Annotated in this window: 14 protein-coding genes; 2 read left to right on the top strand and 12 right to left on the bottom strand. The window is 74.7% G+C overall.

Features of this window, described 5'->3' with window-relative positions; all coding sequences use genetic code 11:
- Nucleotides 1–167: 167 nt before the first annotated feature.
- The 6 genes from tsaD to MXD62_RS01175 all read right to left on the bottom strand — a co-directional run bounded on the left by tsaD (nucleotide 168) and on the right by MXD62_RS01175 (nucleotide 6,958).
- Nucleotides 168–1,190 (bottom strand): tRNA (adenosine(37)-N6)-threonylcarbamoyltransferase complex transferase subunit TsaD, encoded by a 1,023-nt coding sequence (gene tsaD, locus MXD62_RS01200; protein ID WP_112106528.1) that lies wholly within the window; start codon nucleotides 1,188–1,190, stop codon nucleotides 168–170.
- 52 nt (nucleotides 1,191–1,242) lie between these two features.
- Complete coding sequence (rimI, locus tag MXD62_RS01195) at nucleotides 1,243–1,800, bottom strand: ribosomal protein S18-alanine N-acetyltransferase (RefSeq protein ID WP_248827579.1); 558 nt, start codon at nucleotides 1,798–1,800, stop codon at nucleotides 1,243–1,245.
- Nucleotides 1,797–2,687: a tRNA (adenosine(37)-N6)-threonylcarbamoyltransferase complex dimerization subunit type 1 TsaB gene (gene tsaB / locus MXD62_RS01190; RefSeq protein ID WP_248827578.1), complete on the bottom strand. Its 891-nt coding sequence runs from the start codon at nucleotides 2,685–2,687 to the stop codon at nucleotides 1,797–1,799. The genes rimI and tsaB overlap by 4 nt, the downstream gene beginning before the upstream one ends.
- A gap of 714 nt (nucleotides 2,688–3,401) precedes the next feature.
- A complete protein-coding gene (locus MXD62_RS01185) occupies nucleotides 3,402–4,304 on the bottom strand; it encodes a TetR/AcrR family transcriptional regulator (RefSeq protein WP_248827577.1) in 903 nt (300 codons plus the stop codon).
- 720 nt (nucleotides 4,305–5,024) lie between these two features.
- Complete coding sequence (gene tsaE / locus MXD62_RS01180) at nucleotides 5,025–5,546, bottom strand: tRNA (adenosine(37)-N6)-threonylcarbamoyltransferase complex ATPase subunit type 1 TsaE (RefSeq protein WP_248827576.1); 522 nt, start codon at nucleotides 5,544–5,546, stop codon at nucleotides 5,025–5,027.
- A 146-nt stretch (nucleotides 5,547–5,692) separates the two neighbouring features.
- Nucleotides 5,693–6,958, bottom strand: a complete 1,266-nt coding sequence (locus tag MXD62_RS01175) for an alpha/beta fold hydrolase (RefSeq protein ID WP_248827575.1) — start codon at nucleotides 6,956–6,958, stop codon at nucleotides 5,693–5,695.
- A gap of 216 nt (nucleotides 6,959–7,174) precedes the next feature.
- Here MXD62_RS01175 and MXD62_RS01170 point away from each other — a divergent pair, with 216 nt between their 5' ends.
- Entirely contained in the window at nucleotides 7,175–7,492 is a 318-nt protein-coding gene (locus tag MXD62_RS01170) for a hypothetical protein (protein ID WP_248827574.1), read from the top strand.
- A 34-nt stretch (nucleotides 7,493–7,526) separates the two neighbouring features.
- Here MXD62_RS01170 and alr read toward each other — a convergent pair whose 3' ends face one another.
- The 3 genes from alr to MXD62_RS01155 form a co-directional block, all read right to left on the bottom strand.
- A complete protein-coding gene (gene alr, locus MXD62_RS01165) occupies nucleotides 7,527–8,669 on the bottom strand; it encodes an alanine racemase (protein ID WP_071066127.1) in 1,143 nt (380 codons plus the stop codon).
- The gene (locus MXD62_RS01160) at nucleotides 8,666–10,201 is read right to left on the bottom strand and encodes an NAD(P)H-hydrate dehydratase (RefSeq protein WP_248827573.1); all 1,536 of its coding nucleotides are present in this window, start codon (nucleotides 10,199–10,201) and stop codon (nucleotides 8,666–8,668) included. The genes alr and MXD62_RS01160 overlap by 4 nt, the downstream gene beginning before the upstream one ends.
- Before the next feature lie 114 nt (nucleotides 10,202–10,315).
- Nucleotides 10,316–10,858 (bottom strand): SWIM zinc finger domain-containing protein, encoded by a 543-nt coding sequence (locus tag MXD62_RS01155; protein ID WP_041254921.1) that lies wholly within the window; start codon nucleotides 10,856–10,858, stop codon nucleotides 10,316–10,318.
- A gap of 128 nt (nucleotides 10,859–10,986) precedes the next feature.
- On the opposite strand from MXD62_RS01155, the gene MXD62_RS01150 reads away from it, so the two are divergent.
- Nucleotides 10,987–11,964 (top strand): PadR family transcriptional regulator, encoded by a 978-nt coding sequence (locus MXD62_RS01150; RefSeq protein ID WP_248827572.1) that lies wholly within the window; start codon nucleotides 10,987–10,989, stop codon nucleotides 11,962–11,964.
- Between the two features lie 98 nt (nucleotides 11,965–12,062).
- On the opposite strand, the gene glmS is transcribed toward MXD62_RS01150, so the two are convergent.
- The 3 genes from glmS to rpsI form a co-directional block, all read right to left on the bottom strand.
- Entirely contained in the window at nucleotides 12,063–13,946 is a 1,884-nt protein-coding gene (gene glmS, locus MXD62_RS01145; RefSeq protein ID WP_248827597.1) for a glutamine--fructose-6-phosphate transaminase (isomerizing), read from the bottom strand.
- Nucleotides 13,947–14,131: 185 nt separating this feature from the next.
- Complete coding sequence (glmM, locus tag MXD62_RS01140) at nucleotides 14,132–15,535, bottom strand: phosphoglucosamine mutase (RefSeq protein WP_248827571.1); 1,404 nt, start codon at nucleotides 15,533–15,535, stop codon at nucleotides 14,132–14,134.
- A 159-nt stretch (nucleotides 15,536–15,694) separates the two neighbouring features.
- The gene (gene rpsI / locus MXD62_RS01135) at nucleotides 15,695–16,102 is read right to left on the bottom strand and encodes a 30S ribosomal protein S9 (protein ID WP_020463457.1); all 408 of its coding nucleotides are present in this window, start codon (nucleotides 16,100–16,102) and stop codon (nucleotides 15,695–15,697) included.
- Nucleotides 16,103–16,228 lie beyond the last annotated feature (126 nt).

The raw sequence follows: 16,228 nt of genomic DNA, 5'->3' as shown, positions 1-16,228 counted from the left end.
CCCCCCCCCGGGGGGGGCCCCGCCCCCGCGCCGCCGCCTGCGCGCCCCCGGGCCGGGCCCCCGTGACGGGTCCCGGGCCGGCGAAGGTGGTCAGAAGGCGGTCAGCGGACGAAGACGGTCGGCGGGTGGAGACGTCGGCGGGTGGAGACGTCAGAGAGCGGAAACGGTCAGAGGGCGAGCGTGGAGGACGCGGGAAGGTCCAGCGGCGAGGGCTCGACGCCGGCCTCGACCCGCAGCGACCCGAGCGCCGCGACCATCGCGCCGTTGTCGGTGCACAGCCCCGGCCGCGGGATCCGCAGCGTGATGCCCGCCGCCTCGCAGCGCAGCGCGGCGAGCGCGCGCAGCCGGCTGTTGGCCGCGACACCGCCCCCGACCACCAGGGTGTCCACGCCGTGCGCCCGGCAGGCCGCGACCGCCTTCGCGGTGAGCACGTCCGCCACGGCCTCCTGGAACGACGCCGCGACATCCGCGACCGGCACGGGCTCGCCGGCCCGCCGCCGGGCCTCCACCCAACGGGCGACCGCGGTCTTGAGCCCGGAGAAGGAGAAGTCGAACGTGCCGTCCCCCGCCTTGGCGCGCGGGAACGGGATGTGCGGGCTGCCCTCGCGGGCCGCCGCGTCGATCGGCGGGCCACCCGGGAACGGCATGCCGAGCAACCGGGCGACCTTGTCGTAGGCCTCCCCGGCGGCGTCGTCCACCGTGGCCCCCAGCGACTCGACCGGCTCGGCCGCGAGATCGGGGACCAGCAGCAACGAGCTGTGCCCACCGGAGACCAGCAGCGCCACCGCCGGGCGCGGCAGCGGGCCGTGCTCAAGCGTGTCGACGGCGACGTGCGCGGCGAGATGGTGCACCCCGTGCAGCGGGACGCCCAGCGCCAGCGCGTACGCCTTCGCCGCGGCGACCCCGACCAGCAGCGCGCCGGCCAGCCCCGGGCCGGACGTCACCGCGACGGCGTCGACGTCCCGGGGGCGCAGGCCGGCGCGGTCCAACGCCAGCTCGATCGTCGGGACCATCGCCTCCAGGTGCGCCCGCGCGGCGATCTCGGGCACCACGCCGCCGTACCGGGCGTGCTCGTCGACCGAGGAGGCGAGCGCGTCGGCGAGCAACTCGCCGCCACGGACGAGGCCGACGCCGGTCTCGTCGCACGAGGTCTCGATGCCCAGCACCAGCGGTCGGGCCGGTGTCCTCATGTCCAACCCCCCGCCGCGGCGCCGGCGGCCCTCACGACGGTGCCGAGGGCCCTCACGAGGCGGCCCTGGCGTCCCGCAGGACGGCCGCCTCGACCCGGTCCAGCAGCGTCCCGTAACCAACGGTGTCGATCGGCCGCACGCGCATCACGTAGGCGTCGCCGCCCGACGGCTGGTAGTAGCCGCGACGGACGCCGAGATCGACGAACCCGAGCCGGGTGTAGAGGGCCCGCGCAGGCCGGTTGTCGGTGCGCACCTCGAGCCCGCAGCTGCGGGCGCCACGCCGCCGTGCCTCCCGGAGCTGGGCGATCATCAGCCGCGATCCGAGGTGACGCCCGCGCATGGCCGGGACGACCCCGATCGTCTGGATGTAGGACTCGTCGCCCTGCAGCGCCAGCCCGGCGTAGCCGACGATCGAGCCACCCGCGACCGCGACCAGGTAGTGCCGGTTGTCGCCCTGCGCGAGCTCCGACCAGAAGAGTTCGGCCGACCAGGGGTCCAGGTCGAAGACCTGCCGCTCCAGGGTCGCGATCTCGCCCAGGTGCCACCAGCGCATCGGCACGAGGTCGACGTCGCCCGCGCTCGGCGTCGGGTCCACGGCAGCGGCGCTCATACCGGCACCGTCCCGGCCGGCGCTGCTCCAGCCGGCGCTGCTCCAGCCGGCGCTGCTCCAGCCGGCGCTGCTCCGGCCGGCGCTGCTCCGGTGGCGGCCGTGGCCGACCGCGCCGGCTCCGGGCGCGAGGCGGTGACGGCTTTGGGGCCCCGGGGCTCGGCGGCGTCGGGCCGCCGCAGGTAGCGGGGGGTGAGCGGCCCGGGATCACGCCCGGCCACGATGTCCGCGGCGACGAGGCGGGCGAGCACCTCCGGCGCCGGATACTCCGGCTCGGCTCCACTCGGCTCGCCCGAACCGCTCTGGGCGTCCGAACCGCGCTGCTCGCCCGAACCGGTCAGCTCGCCCGGACCGCCGGCGGGCGGGGTGCCGAAGCCGGCGAACGCGTCCGGGTACAGACCGGCCCCGGGCCCTGTCACCCGTTCGACGCCGGCGGCGCGCAGATCCGCGGCGACGGTCGCCGGGGCTCCCACACCGGGCTCGCCGACACGCGTTCCGTCCTGGTAGCGGGCCCAGAACACCTCACGGCGCCGCGCGTCGGTGATGACGCCGACCGGGCCGGTCGTCGCGGCCCCGATGCCGTCCAGGGAGCAGACGCCGTAGGCGGGGACACCGAGCGCGGCGGCGAAGGCGGCCCCGGTGACCATGCCCACCCGCAGGCTGGTGAACGGGCCCGGGCCGGCCCCGACGACGACGGCGCGCACCTCGGGCGGGCGGACGCCGGCCGCGGCGAGCACGTCGCGCATCATCGGCGCCAGCAGCTCACCGTGGCGGCGGGCGTCCCAGACCACCCGGGAGGCACGGACCAACGGCCCGGCGGGCGGCGCGCCGAACTCGACCAGCGCGACCGCGCAGGCCGCCGTCGAGGTGTCGAGCGCCAGGACGAGCACCCGTCCAGCCTACGGACCCCCGCTGCCGGGCCCGCACCCGGCGCGCGGCACCGGGTGCGGGGACTGATCGATCCGTATGCCGAGCATCCGCCCAGGCGATTGGGCAGCGCAGTTGCGCGGGCCTCCGGAAGGAGTCCCGGACCCCCGACTCCGAAAAAATCCGCAGAAAACTCGCCGGGACGGCGTCCCGACGGTGAACGCTCCCGTGAGCGCATCAACGACAAGAGAATTCACCGTATGCCCGGGAGGAATATCGGACCGGAAAGGCAGCGGGGCGAAAGAAGTGCATTCCCCGACATCGGAGGCCGGTAACAAGAGGTAACACGAGCGCCGGACCACACCCCCCGGACCGCCGGGCCGAGCCGCCAAAAAATCACAACAGAAGAACTACCGGAACCACGCGGGCCGACCGGAGCAGGCCGGAGCAGGCCGGACCGGCGGACCCGGACCCGACCGGCGCGACCACCAGCGCCACCCAGAAAACAACGGGAACCAAACGCATCGAGTGGCGCGGTGGCCGGGCGGGCCGGCGTCGAGTGGCCCCGCGGGCCGGGCGGGGGCCGCCATCGGTGGTGCGGCGTACCGGGCGGGCCCGTCCAGGCGTCCGTCCAGGCGCCCGTCAGGGCGCCCGTCAGGGCGTGGCGGTCGCCGGACGGCGGCCGGACGCGTCAGACCGGTCCCGACATGTACGCCGGGACCGGTCCGGGAGGGAACCTAGTGGGTCAGCCGGCCGGCGCCGCCGGAGCGGAGCCTGATCCGGGGGTCGACGCCGCCCGCCGGCGCGCCGGCGCGAGCCAGCACCGGCCCGGCACCGAGGCTGCCCGCACCGCGCGTCGCGATCCCGCCTGGACCAGCGGCTCCGTGGCGGCGCGGGGGCGAGGCGGGCGAGGCCGGCACGGGGGCCGGGGGAACCGGACCGGCGGCGGGCGCCTGCGCACCGGAACCCGCCGGCGGGAAGGCCGGCCGCAGGGGGGTCCAGCCGGTGTAGCCGAGCATCCGCAGCGCCGAGGCGGTGAGCTTCTGCGCGACCTGCTCGACCGACCAGCCGAGGGTGTCGAGCAGGTCGACGATCACCCGCTCGTCGAAGACCGAGGCCCACAACAGCACCGCGTACTCGGGCTCCTGAGGCGGCAGCACGCCGTTGTCCACCAGGCCGAGCACAACCGGCGCGAGCACCTGGTGCAGCTTGGAGACGAGGTCGTCACGGCCCTGCAGCCGGGCGAGATACCCCTGGGCGGAGCGCACGTGCACCGCCGCCCGCCCCCACCGCGCGGCCGAGCGGACCCACACCTCGCAGACGACCTCGAAGTTGCCCAGGTGGTCCTCACCGACCGCCAGGGCGCGGATGTCGGTCACCAGTACGTCGATGAGCTGGAGGTAGTACACGTCGAGGGCGTCGTGGACGTCGACGAAGTGGCGGTACGCGGTCGCCGTCGAGACGCCCGCCTCCGCCGCGAGGTCGACGAGGCTGAAGCGGCGCCCGTTGCGGGCGAGGAGCCGGCCCACGGCGTCGAGCAGATCACGCCGGCTCGCGAGGAAGTCGCTGCGTGTACGGCGGGACCGGGTCGACCGCTCCACCGGAGCGTCCACAAGGTCGGCAGCGGTGCTGCTGCGCACTCGCCCCCCTCTCCCGGCCACAACGGGCCATCCCGGTTCTCCGCGGCCCTTACATGAAGCAGTCAGGCCGCTACATGCATGAACTTCGCGCCTACGCCGCCAATATAGCGGAACAACTCATCAACTACAGAACGTTGACTATTTGTCCTCAAGCGCTACTTGCCACGACACGCCCACCCGAGACGCGGTATAGGAACGGGGTCGGGGGCGAACATTAACACTGGGACATCTGACCTTAACATGATCTAGGTCACCCACTGCTATGCGACGGCTCACGTCCGACCGCCAACGCCATTCCGGAACGGCAGCGAAAATTCACCGCCGGTGAGCCCCCGTGTTCCTGGAATCACTTCACCGGGTTACCCGAACATGCCCACCCGAATAGGTGCTAGGACGGCGCGGAGCCGGCGGCCTGCCTGGCCGTCCCGGGAATTCCACCGACGGGGGCTGGTTCCCGCGCCGCGGGCGCCCGCCGCACCGAGGCGGTTCCCGCCCTCAGGACATCGCGGCATCGCGGCCGGCACGGGTCCGGGCGCGGGTAGCGCGTCGTGCGTGCCACGATCCCGGCGGCACGCCCGGCCACCACCAACAGGCCGGCACCAACAGGTCGACGCGATCCGGCCCGAGCCCGACAGCACCCGACCCGCCGCCCGGCCCGGTAAGAGGCCGGCACGCACCGGCGGACGCCGACGGGCCGGGTGCACCGATGGCACGACTCGGCTAACGCGCCGCGGGCCCCTGCGGGTGCGGTGTGAGGTCCGGAGTGGCCAGCGCGGTCAGCCGGGCGGCCCAGTCGGCCCCCGCGGGCCGCAGCCGCACCCGCCGCACATCGCCGGTCTCGTCGCCGGACGGACGGCTGATCTCCACCCGCAGATGGGCCGCGGCCATCTGCTCCACCAGCCCGGAACCCCACTCGACCGCGCACACCGACCGCCCGAGATCGGCGTCCAGATCGAGATCGTCGACCTCGGTGGCGCCACCGAGCCGATAGGCGTCCACGTGGACCAGCGGCAGGCGGCCGTCGGTGTGCACCCGGGCGAGGACGAACGTCGGCGACGTCACCGGGGAGCAGACCCCGAGGCCGGCCGCGAGCCCCTGGACGAAAACGGTCTTGCCGGCGCCCAGCGGGCCGTCCAGGATGATCAGGTCACCGGCGCGCAGCAGCGGCGCGAGGCGCGCGCCGAGCGCACGCATCTGGTCGGGATCCTCGACCGCGATCTCGGGGACGGCGGGCGTGGTCATCGGTGCGTATCCGTCCTCGTCCGTGGTTCTTCGTATGTCGCCGGCGCGTCGTCGTCACCCGGCGCGCCGTCGGGCGCCGCGGAGCCGGGTCCGACGCCGGCGCGGTACCGGGCCGGCGTCGCGTACCGCTCCCCGCGGGCCCGCTGTCACGGCCCGACGGGGTCGGGCGCCCGCAGCGGTGCCCGGCGCGGCGGGCGGACCCGTTCGACCAGGTCGCGGATGGCGGCGTTCACCGCGGCCGGTCGTTCCAGCATGACCGCGTGCCCCGCGCCCTCCTCGACCCGCAGCTCGGCGTCGGGCAGCAGCTCGGCGAGGGTCAGGCTGTGCGCGAGCGGCGTCATGAGGTCGCCGTCCCCGACCAGCAGGATGGTGGGAGAGCCGCGGAGGTTGACGGCGGCGTCCAGCTTGTCATGGTCGAGCAGGGTGGACATGAAGGAGGCCATGACGGTGATCGGCGTGTCCCCCACCATCGTCTCCAGGAACGAGACAACGGACGGGGGCACATCGGTCGAGCCGAAGCCGATCCGCCGAGTGATCTCCCAGGAGAAGTCGCTGCCCCGCCGGCGGGCGCGCTCGAACAGCGACGGGGCGCTGCGCATGCCGATCGCGAGCCCAGGTAGCACCCGGCGCACGCCGCCCGTGATCAGTGCCGGTAGGCCGAAGGTCACCCGGGGGAGATCACCCGCGCTGGTCGAGATGAGCGCCACCCCGATGACGCGGTCACCGAAGAGCTCCGGATGCTCCCCCGCCAGCGCGAGGATCGTCATGCCGCCCATCGAGTGGCCGATCAGGACGATCGGACCTTCGGGGACCCGCTCGGCGAGGACCTGGTAGAGGTCTGCCGCGAGCTGGTCGATCGTGCAGTTCGCCGCCTCGGACGGGCCGGAGCGGCCGTGCGCGCGCTGGTCGTAGAAGACCATCGGGCCCAGGTCGCGCAGGGCGCGGTACTGGAACACCCACGAGTCACTGTTCACACAGAAGCCGTGCACGAAGACCAGCGTCGGCGCGGCGGAGCCCGCTCCGGATCGGGGCGGGGGGTCCTGCGCGGTCTCCTCCACATACAGCGGGACACCGTCCGCCACGGCGACCACCATGTCGGCCCGGCCGCCGATCGGGCCGACCCGCTCCCGCTCCGGCAGGTCGGGTACGGCCCGGTGGCGCCGCACGGCCCGGCGCTCGGCGATCAGGCCGGCCGCGATCGCGGCTCCGACCAGGCCCACCGTCCCACCACGGCGCGCGGCCCGGGAGCCCACGGCGGATCCCGTTGCCCGGGCCACCGCCCGCGCCGCGCCGGCGGTCGCGGTCAGGGCACCGGCAGCCCCCGCCGAGCCGACCGAAAGGGCGGCACGGGCAGCGCCAGGCGAGCGGACCGAACCGCCGGTGGAACCACGATCGGTTGGGGCGCCTGCCACCGTCTGCCCACCTTCCGGCCATAGAACGCACGACACCCCGATGATGCCCGATGGTGCCCGATGCCCGAAAGCGATGTCATGAGCAGACCCGGGAGGACACGTCTCGCCGCAGGCGGATACCCGACAGGGGATCACAGAGATCCACCGGGTCCGCTCCGCGATCCTCCGCTAGCGTGGACCTGGTCCAGCCGTGTGGTTGCGACCAGGGGAGGCGTCGTGAAACTGCGGTGGCGGAAGAGCAAGCTGACCACGTCGCCCACGTATGGCGGCGCTGTCGATCTCGACGAGGATCTCGACGAGGATCTCGACGAGCTGGATGACGACCTCGCCGGGGCCGGTGCCCAGCCGGCCGTTCCCGCCCAGAGCGGGCCGGTGATGCTGACACTGACCACGCGCGACGAGATCGAGAAGGCCGCCGAGCGCGCGGCGAACCCGCAGCCGGTCCGCCGCCGGATGGAACGCGGCATGTTCGGGGGCGCCACAGCCGGCCACGAGCACGGCGGCGGCGCGTGCGGCACCGGCGGCTGCGGCTGACCAGACGTCCCGGCCGATCAGGCGTATCCGGCGGTCAGATGTAGACGCGCGGTACCCGCGGGCCGATCCGGGTGACGATCTCGTAGTTGATGGTGCCGAGCGCGCGCGCCCAGTCGTCCGCGGTCGGCTCGCCCCGGTCGCCGGGGCCGAAGAGGATCACCTCGTCGCCTACGCGCACCGGGTCGGCACCGACGTCCACGACGAACTGGTCCATGCAGACGGTGCCGGCGATGCGCCGCCGGCGCCCGCCCACGAGCACCTCGGCCGTGTTCGTGGCCGAGCGGGGGATGCCGTCGGCGTAGCCGAGCGGGACGACGGCGAGGCCGGTCTCCGCCGACGTCCGGTAGCGGTGCGCGTAGGACACTCCAGTGCCCGCCGGCACCCGCTTCACCAGCGCGGTGCTGGCGCGCAGCGTCATCGCGGGCCGCAGCCCGAACGCGGACGGCGGCCCGACCTCGGGCCCCGGCGACAGCCCGTACACCGACACGCCCGGCCGGACCATGTCGAAGTGCGCCTCCGGGCTGACCAGCGTCGCGGCCGAGTTCGCGAGGTGGCGCACCTGCGGGCGCAGCCCGGCCTTGCGGGCGACGTCCACCGCGTCACCGAACCGGCTGATCTGCGCCTGGACGGTCGGGTGGCCGGGCGCGTCGGCGAAGGCGAAGTGGCTCCACACGCCCACGACCTCGATGAGCCCGTCCGCCTCGAGCGCCGCGGCGCTGTCGCACAGACCGGGCCAGTCCTCGCCGGTGGCACCGGCCCGCCCGAGGCCAGTGTCGATCTTGAGGTGCACCCGGGCGGCCCGGCCGGCGGTGCGGGCCGCGGCGGCGAGGTCGTCGAGCGCCCAGCCGGCGGACGCGGAGAGGTCGACGTCCGCCGCGATGCCCGCGGCGAGGCGCTCACCCGGCGCCGCCAGCCAGGAGAGCACCGGGACGGTGATCCCGGCGGCCCGCAGCGCCAGCGCCTCCTCCAGGAAGGCCGTCCCGAGCCAGCTCGCGCCGGCGTCCAGGGCGGCCCGGGCGCAGGGCAGCATTCCGTGCCCGTACCCGTCCGCCTTGACCACGGCCATGGTCGCGGCGGCGCCGGCGCGGGCGACCAGGGCCGCGACCGAGTCGCGCACGGCGTCGAGCTCGATGGCCGCGTAGGCACGCGGCGGGTGCGATGGGGGCTGCGGGCTCACCCCTCGACGCTAGCAAGCAGGTCCTCGACGACCCCGGGCAGGAGCGCGGGCAGGTCCGCGGCGGCGAGCGGCACGGGCCCGCGCTCCCCCGCCCGGCCATGCAGGAACGCGCCCACGGCGGCCGCCTGCGGCGCCGGCAGGCCCGCGGCCAGCAGGGAACCGGCGAGTCCGGTGAGAACGTCACCGGATCCGGCCGTTCCCAGCCATGGCGTCCCGGTGAGGTTGACGAAGGCCTCCCCGCCGGGGGCGGCGATGATCGTCCGGTTGCCCTTCAGCAGGACGACGGCGCCGAGGTCCCGCGCCGCCTGGCGGACGGTGCCGAGACGGTCGGCCCGCAGGCGCTCAGGTGTGCCGGCCTGGTCCCAGCCGAGTGCCGTGCCGGTCAGCCGGATGAACTCGCCCTCGTGCGGGGTCAGAACGACGGCGCCCGCGCGGTCCCGCAGCACCGCCGGGCGGGCGGCGACGGCGGACGCGAGCGCGTCCAACGCGCCGGCGTCCACGAGCAGGCCGCTCTCGGTCTGCTCGAGCAGCGCGTCGACGAGGCGCCGGGTGCCCTCGTCCGGTACGAGGCCGGGGCCGATCGCCCACGCCTGGACCCGGCCCACCCCGAGCATCGCCTCCGCGTCCCCCGCCTCGATCACCGTCAGCACGGATTCCGGGTGGGCCCGGCGGACGTACTCGGCGGCGCCGGCCTCGGCGACCACCCGCAGGTAGCCCGCGCCGCCGCGCAGCGCGCCGCCGACCGCCAGCACCGCGGCTCCCGGGTACCGGTCGCTGCCGCCGACGAGCCCGAGCACGCCGCGGGAGTACTTCGAGTCGGCCTCGACCGGGACGGGCAACAGCCGGGCCACGTCGACGTCCTGCAGGGCTCGTAGGTCGGGCTCGGGCAGGGTCAGCCCGATGTCGACCAGCTCGACCCGCCCGGCGTGGAAAGCTCCGGGTCCGACCAGCAGGCCGCGCTTGTACGTGCCGAAGGTGACGGTGCCGGCCGCCCGCACGGCCCCCTCCGCCACCGCGCCGGTGTCCGCGTCGACCCCGCTGGGCACGTCCACGGCCACCGTCCGCCGGGCCGGCGCGAGCGTGGTGAGCCGGGCGTACGGCTCGCGCAGCTCGCCGCGGCCGCCGATGCCGAGCAGCCCGTCCAGGACGAGGTCGGCGGAGTCGAGGAGGTCGGCGGCCGCGTCGGCGCCCATCCCCTCCGGCGCGGGCGGGTCGACCGGGCCGGTGCGGTGCAGCCGCCCGCCGGCCGCGAGGAGGGCAGCCGTGCCCTCGGGATGGGTCCGGCCGGGAGCGAGGGCGTGGACGCGGGCGCCGCGGGCGGCCAGCCGGGCACCGGCCCACAGCGCGTCACCGCCGTTGTCACCGGAACCGGCGAGGACGACGATCCGGGCGCCGTACACCCGGTCGACGCGGCGGACCGCGTGCGAGACGAGACCGGACACGGCGCGCTGCATGAGCCCGCCGGAGGGCAGGGACGCGAGCAGGGGCGCCTCGGCGTCCCGTACCTCGGCAACGGTGTGTGCTTCGAGCATGCGGTCATGCTCCCGCCGGGAGTGCCCCCGGTCGCGCAGATCGGCCCCAGGCGCGGCGCGATGCGATGCGATGCCGGACGGCCCCGCGCCGCGCGCACCGCGGCGGGCCGTCGGTCAGACGGCTCCGTGCTGGCGGCCGTGCCAGGCCACCGTGGCCTCCCAGAGCACGTCCGCCACGACCTCGTTCTCGTCGGCGGCGTCGAGGAGCGTCTCGACCAGCTCCGCCCGCGGGACGCGGCTCAGGAACACCCTGATCGCCGCGTGCACGGGATCGTCGGCGAAGAGGTCCTCGGCGTGGCCGTCCTCCTCGTCGTCGTCCTCCGCCATCCCGGCCGAGCCCGTGGCGACCAGCGCCACCGCCACGGCATGGCGGCAGAAGACCCCGCCCGAGCTGTCGGAGCAGGTGCACGTGGAGCCGGGACCATCGTCGCCAGCCTCCAGCCGGACCTGCTGGTGCCCGTCGTCGTCGACGGTTCCCGACGCGTTGGTCGGCCGGATCCGCAGCTGCTCCACCCGGCCGAGCAAAGCGAGGCTGACGCCCTCCATGAAGACGGCAGTGCCCGCGCGCTGGGCACACGCGCGCTCCTCGAAGGCGGCCTCGAGGGGGGTGACCGCCCCCTCACCGTGCCCGTCGCCCTCCGACGCCGAAATGATCATTCACCAATCCTACGGAACGACGGGACTGGTCTGCCTGCTAGGTGGAGAGGAAGGGTAGCCATCCGCTCCATCGCGATATATCGTGAACGTACGCGAAGCAACGCGATCCACTTGCTAAGGAGATCACAATGAGTTCACACGCCATGCCGGGATGGGACGCCCGCTGGGACACCTGGGGCCGGTACCTGCCGTTCGACCCCACCCGGCTCCTGGATCCCACCCGGCTTCTGGCACTCGCCGAGGCGGCCCGAGGCTCGTGCCGGCCGGGCGAGCACAGCCACGTGCACGGCGAGCACCGCGGCCATGCGCACGGCGAGCACCGCAGCCACATGCACGATGACCACATGCACGGTGACCACGGGCCCGGCGAACACGGTGGCGACCACGGCCCCGGCCCGCGCGGGCGCGGTGGGCGCGGTGGGCGGGGCGGCCGGCCGGGCGGGCCCTTCGGGCCGGGGGGGTTCGGGCCGGGCGGCTGGCCGTTCGGCCGCGGCTTCCCGCCGGGGCCCGGTTTCGGGCGCGGGGCACGGGTCGCCCGCGGCGACGTCCGCGAGGCACTGCTCGCGTTGCTCGCCGAGGAGCCGATGCACGGCTACCAGATGATCGGCGAGCTGGCCTCCCGCAGCGGCGGGGTCTGGCGGCCGAGTCCCGGCTCCGTCTACCCCGTGCTGTCGCTGCTCGCCGACGAGGGGCTGGTCCGCGCCGAGGAGCGCGACGGGCGCCGCGTCTTCCACCTCACCGACGCGGGCCGCGCCCACGTGGAGGCCCGCGCCGGAACGGCCAAGCCGTGGGAGACCGCCGCGGCGAGCGCGGACGACGAGACAACCGCGCTGCGGACGCTGGCCTTCGGGGTCGGCGCGGCGGTCGTCCAGGTCGCGCAGGCCGGCGACGCCGACCAGATCGCCGCGGCCCGGGACCTCCTCACCGAGACCCGGCGCGGCCTGTACCGCATCCTCGCCGGCGACCCGACGGATTCACCGGCGGCCGGCCCGGCCGAGGACGGCAGCGCAGGCTCCGGGCCCGCCGGCACGGCCGGTTCCACCGATCCTGGCCCGGCCGGTGGCGGCGCGAGCGCACCCGGCGGACAGCCGAAGGACCTGGGCTGACGCCAGACGGGGGCGTGCCGGCCACCACGCCGGCGCGCCCCTCCGCCGCGGTGCCGAGGCGACACACCTGACGGCCCTCGGCCCAGGCCGCGCTGGTGCTACTCGACCGTGACGGACTTGGCCAGGTTGCGCGGCTGGTCGACGTCCAGCCCGCGCGCGAGCGCGAGCTCGCAGGCGAAGACCTGCAGCGGCAGGGTCGTGACCAGCGGCGCGAACAGCGATGACGTGGCGGGAACCCGGATCAGGTGGTCCGCGTAGGGCTCGACGGCGGTGTCGCCCTCCTCCGCGATCACGATCGTGCGGGCGCCGCGGGCACGGACCTCCTGGATGTTGGAGACGATCTTCCCGTGCAGGCTCGCCCGCCCGCGCGGCGACGGCACGACCACGACCACCGGCAGGCCGGGCTCGATCAGCGCGATCGGGCCGTGCTTCAGCTCCCCGGCCGGGAAGCCCTCGGCGTGCATGTAGGCCAGTTCCTTCAGCTTCAGCGCGCCCTCCAGTGCCACCGGGTAGCCGACGTGGCGGCCGAGGAACAGCACCGCCTTGGCGTCGACCAGGCCGCGGGCGAGCTCCCGCACCGGCTCGACGGTGGCGAGCGTGCGCCGGACGAGCTCCGGGACGCGCTGTAGCCGGTCCACGTAGGCGGCGACCTCGTCGCCGTAGAGGACGCCCCGGGTCTGTGCCAGGAACAGGCCGACGAGCAGGCAGGCCGCCACCTGCCCGAGGAACGTCTTCGTCGCCGCCACGCCCACCTCGGGACCACACCGGGTGTACAGAACGGCGTCCGACTCTCGCGGGATCGTCGAGCCGTTCGTGTTGCAGATCGCCAGCACGCGGGCCTTCTGCTGACGGGCGTGCTTGACCGCCATCAGGGTGTCGAGCGTCTCGCCGCTCTGGCTGATCGCGACGACCAGCGTCGAGCGGTCCAGCACCGGGTCGCGGTAGCGGAACTCCGAGGCCATCTCGACCTCGCAGGGCAGCCGCGTCCAGTGCTCGATCGCGTACTTGGCGATCAGGCCGGCATGGTAGGCCGTCCCGCAGGCCACGATGAAGACCTTGTCGATGTCGCGGAAGTCCTGGTCGGAGAGGCGCTCCTCGTCCAGGACGATGGTGCCCTCCGCGGAGAGCCGCCCGCGCAGCGTGTCGGCGAGCGCCGTGGGCTGCTCGCTGATCTCCTTCAACATGAAGTAGGGGTAGCCGCCCTTCTCGGCGGCGCTCGCGTCCCAGTCGACGTGGTAGCGGCGCCCCTCGACGACGGCGCCGGCGAAGTCGTAGACGGTCACACCGTCGCGCCGGGCCTCGACGAGCTGGTCCTGGCCGATCTCGAGCGCCTCACGGGTGTGCGCGATGAACGCGGAGACGTCGCTGGCCAGAAAGGTCTCGCCCGCGCCGAGGCCGACGACGAGCGGGCTGTTGCGCCGCGCGCCCACCACGACCTCGGGATGGTCGCGGTGCAGGACGACGAGCGTGAACGCGCCCTCCAGCCGGCGGCACACGATGCGCAACGCCTCGCTGAGCGGGTGCGGGAGCGCCGACCCCGCCGGGCGGGAGCCGGGATCGCGGGCCATCTCGATCTCGAGCAGGTGGGCGACGACCTCGGTGTCGGTCTCGCTGGCCAGCTCGTGGCCGGCGGCCTCCAGCTCGGCGCGCAGCTCCGCGAAGTTCTCGATGATGCCGTTGTGGATCACCGCGACGGTGCCGGTGCAGTCGGTGTGCGGGTGGGCGTTGACGTCGGTCGGGCCGCCGTGCGTCGCCCAGCGGGTGTGCCCCATCCCGGTCGTGCCGGGCATGGGGTCGTTGTCCTCGCCGAGGATCTTCTCCAGGTTCGCCAGCCGCCCGGCGCGGCGCGCGGTTCTCAGCGCACCCGCGCCGACGACGGCGACACCCGCGGAGTCGTAGCCGCGGTACTCCAGCCGGCGCAGCCCGCTCAGCGCGACGTCCAAGGCTGATTGATCACCGACGTAACCAATGATCCCGCACATGTTGCTCAGCGTACGCAGTCCGGTCCGAGCGCCAGGCACGGACCACTCGGTTGCCGGAGATGTCCCGTCGGCGTCGGCCGACTCCACCGGCACGTGCCCGACGCTCCCCGCCCGCGGAAATCGGGCCCGCGGAACGGGCCCGCGGGTGACGGGTGCGAACGCGGGTTCAGTGCAGGGCGCGCTGGTCAGCGCAGGGCGCGCTGCACGACGTCGGCGAGCCGGCCGGCGACGTCCCGGGCGAGCTCGTCCGTCGGTGCCTCGACCATCACGCGCACCAGCGGCTCGGTGCCGGACGGCCGCAGCAGCACCCGGCCGGCCCCGGCCAGCTCCGCCTCGGCGTCGGCCACCGCGGCGCGCAGCTCGTCGGAGGTCTCCGCCCGCGCCCGGTCGACACCGCGGACGTTCACCAGGACCTGCGGCAGCCGGGTCATCGCCTTCGCCAGCTCGTGCAGCGGCTGGCTGGTCTCCGCCATCCGGCCGAGGATCTGCAGGGCGGTGAGCAGCCCGTCGCCGGTGCCGGCGTGGCGGAGGAAGACCACGTGCCCGCTCTGCTCGCCGCCGAGCGAGTAGGCGCCGGAGCGCATGGCCTCCAGGACGTAGCGGTCCCCGACCGGGGTGGTGACGACGTCGATGCCGGCGTCGCGCATGGCGTGGTGGAATCCGAGATTCGACATCACGGTGACGACCACGGTGCCGCGCTCGAGCTCGCCGCGCTCGGCGAGCGCCAGCGCGCACAGCGCCAGGATCTGGTCGCCGTCGACGATCTCCCCGGCAGAGTCCACGGCCAGGCACCGGTCGGCGTCGCCGTCATGGGCGATGCCGGCGTCGGCGCCGTGCGCCACGACGGCGTCGCGCAGGCTGTCGAGGTGGGTCGCCCCGGAACGGTCGTTGATGCGCAGCCCGTCGCCGTCGGCGTGCAGCGCGATCACGTCGGCGCCGGCGGCGCGCAGGACCCGCGGGGCGAGATCGGAGGCGGCGCCCTGGGCGCAGTCCACGACGATCCGCAGGCCGCGCAGGCCCCCGGGGCCACCGGGCAGGGTCGCGAGCAGGTGGTCGACGTACCCGTCGACGAGCGTGCTGTCGTCGCGGACCCGCCCGACCGCGGCCGCCACCGGGCGGCGTGCCGCCGGGCCGGCCATGCGGCGCTCGATGGCGTCCTCGACGTCGTCCGGCAGCTTCAGCCCGCCCGCGGCGAAGAGCTTGATCCCGTTGTCGGGCATCGGGTTGTGGCTCGCGGAGAGCATGACGCCCAGGTCGGCGCCGGTCGCGGCGACCGCGTAGGACACGGCGGGGGTCGGCACGACCCCGATCCGGGTGACGTCCGCGCCCGCGCGGGCCAGACCGGCGACGACCGCGGCTTCGAGGAACTCACCGGACGGGCGGGTGTCCCGCCCCACGACGACGAGCGGCCGGTGGTCGGTGCCGTGGGCGGACCGCGCGACGGGCACGCCGTCCACCGGACCGGGCGGTGGCGTGCCGCGGTCCGCGACCTCCTCCACCGCGGCGGACGCCAGCGCGAGCGCCAGCTCCGCCGTCAGGTCGGCGTTCGCGACACCGCGAACGCCGTCGGTGCCGAAAAGCCTCGCCACTGAGGCCTCCCAAGGGATCGGAGCAGCACCGCCACGCGCCACCGGCACGCCGCGCGGACATCGAAACGAGACCACTGGATGGAACGAAACCACCGCGCGCCTGTGAGCCCGGCAGGACGTGCCTGCCGGGCTCGACCACCGCACGCAGTGGGCAGCGGGTCAGCGCTTGCTGTACTGAGGCGCCTTACGGGCCTTCTTCAAGCCGTACTTCTTCCGCTCCTTCACCCGTGCGTCCCGGGTGAGGAAGCCCGCCTTCTTCAGGGTGGGGCGCGCCTCCTCGTCGACGACGATCAACGCCCGGGCGATGGCCAGGCGCAGCGCGCCAGCCTGACCCGAGACGCCGCCGCCGTGCAGACGGGCCACCACGTCGTAGGACTCTGCCCGCTCCAGGGTCTTCAGCGGCTCGTTCACGAGCTGCTGATGCACCTTGTTGGGGAAGTACTCCTCGAGCTTGCGCCCGTTGAGGTTCCAGTTGCCGGTGCCCGGGATCAGGCGCACCCGGACGACCGCCTCCTTGCGCCGCCCGGTAGCACGGGGGTTGCCCTGGGCGTCGGTCACGACAGCCACGTCGCGTTCCTTCCTTGTTTGTAACCAGATCGCTCGAGGCCACCCGAAACGGCCCGATCGGTCATGTCAGGCCGTTAGTCGGACGGACGCCGAACGCCGCCCGCGTTATTCGGGATGCCCATCGAG

It is taken from the genome of Frankia sp. Mgl5 (assembly GCF_023242985.1).
Taxonomy (GTDB): Bacteria; Actinomycetota; Actinomycetes; order Frankiales; family Frankiaceae; genus Parafrankia; species Parafrankia soli.
This window is presented reverse-complemented; position numbering and strand designations above follow the sequence as displayed.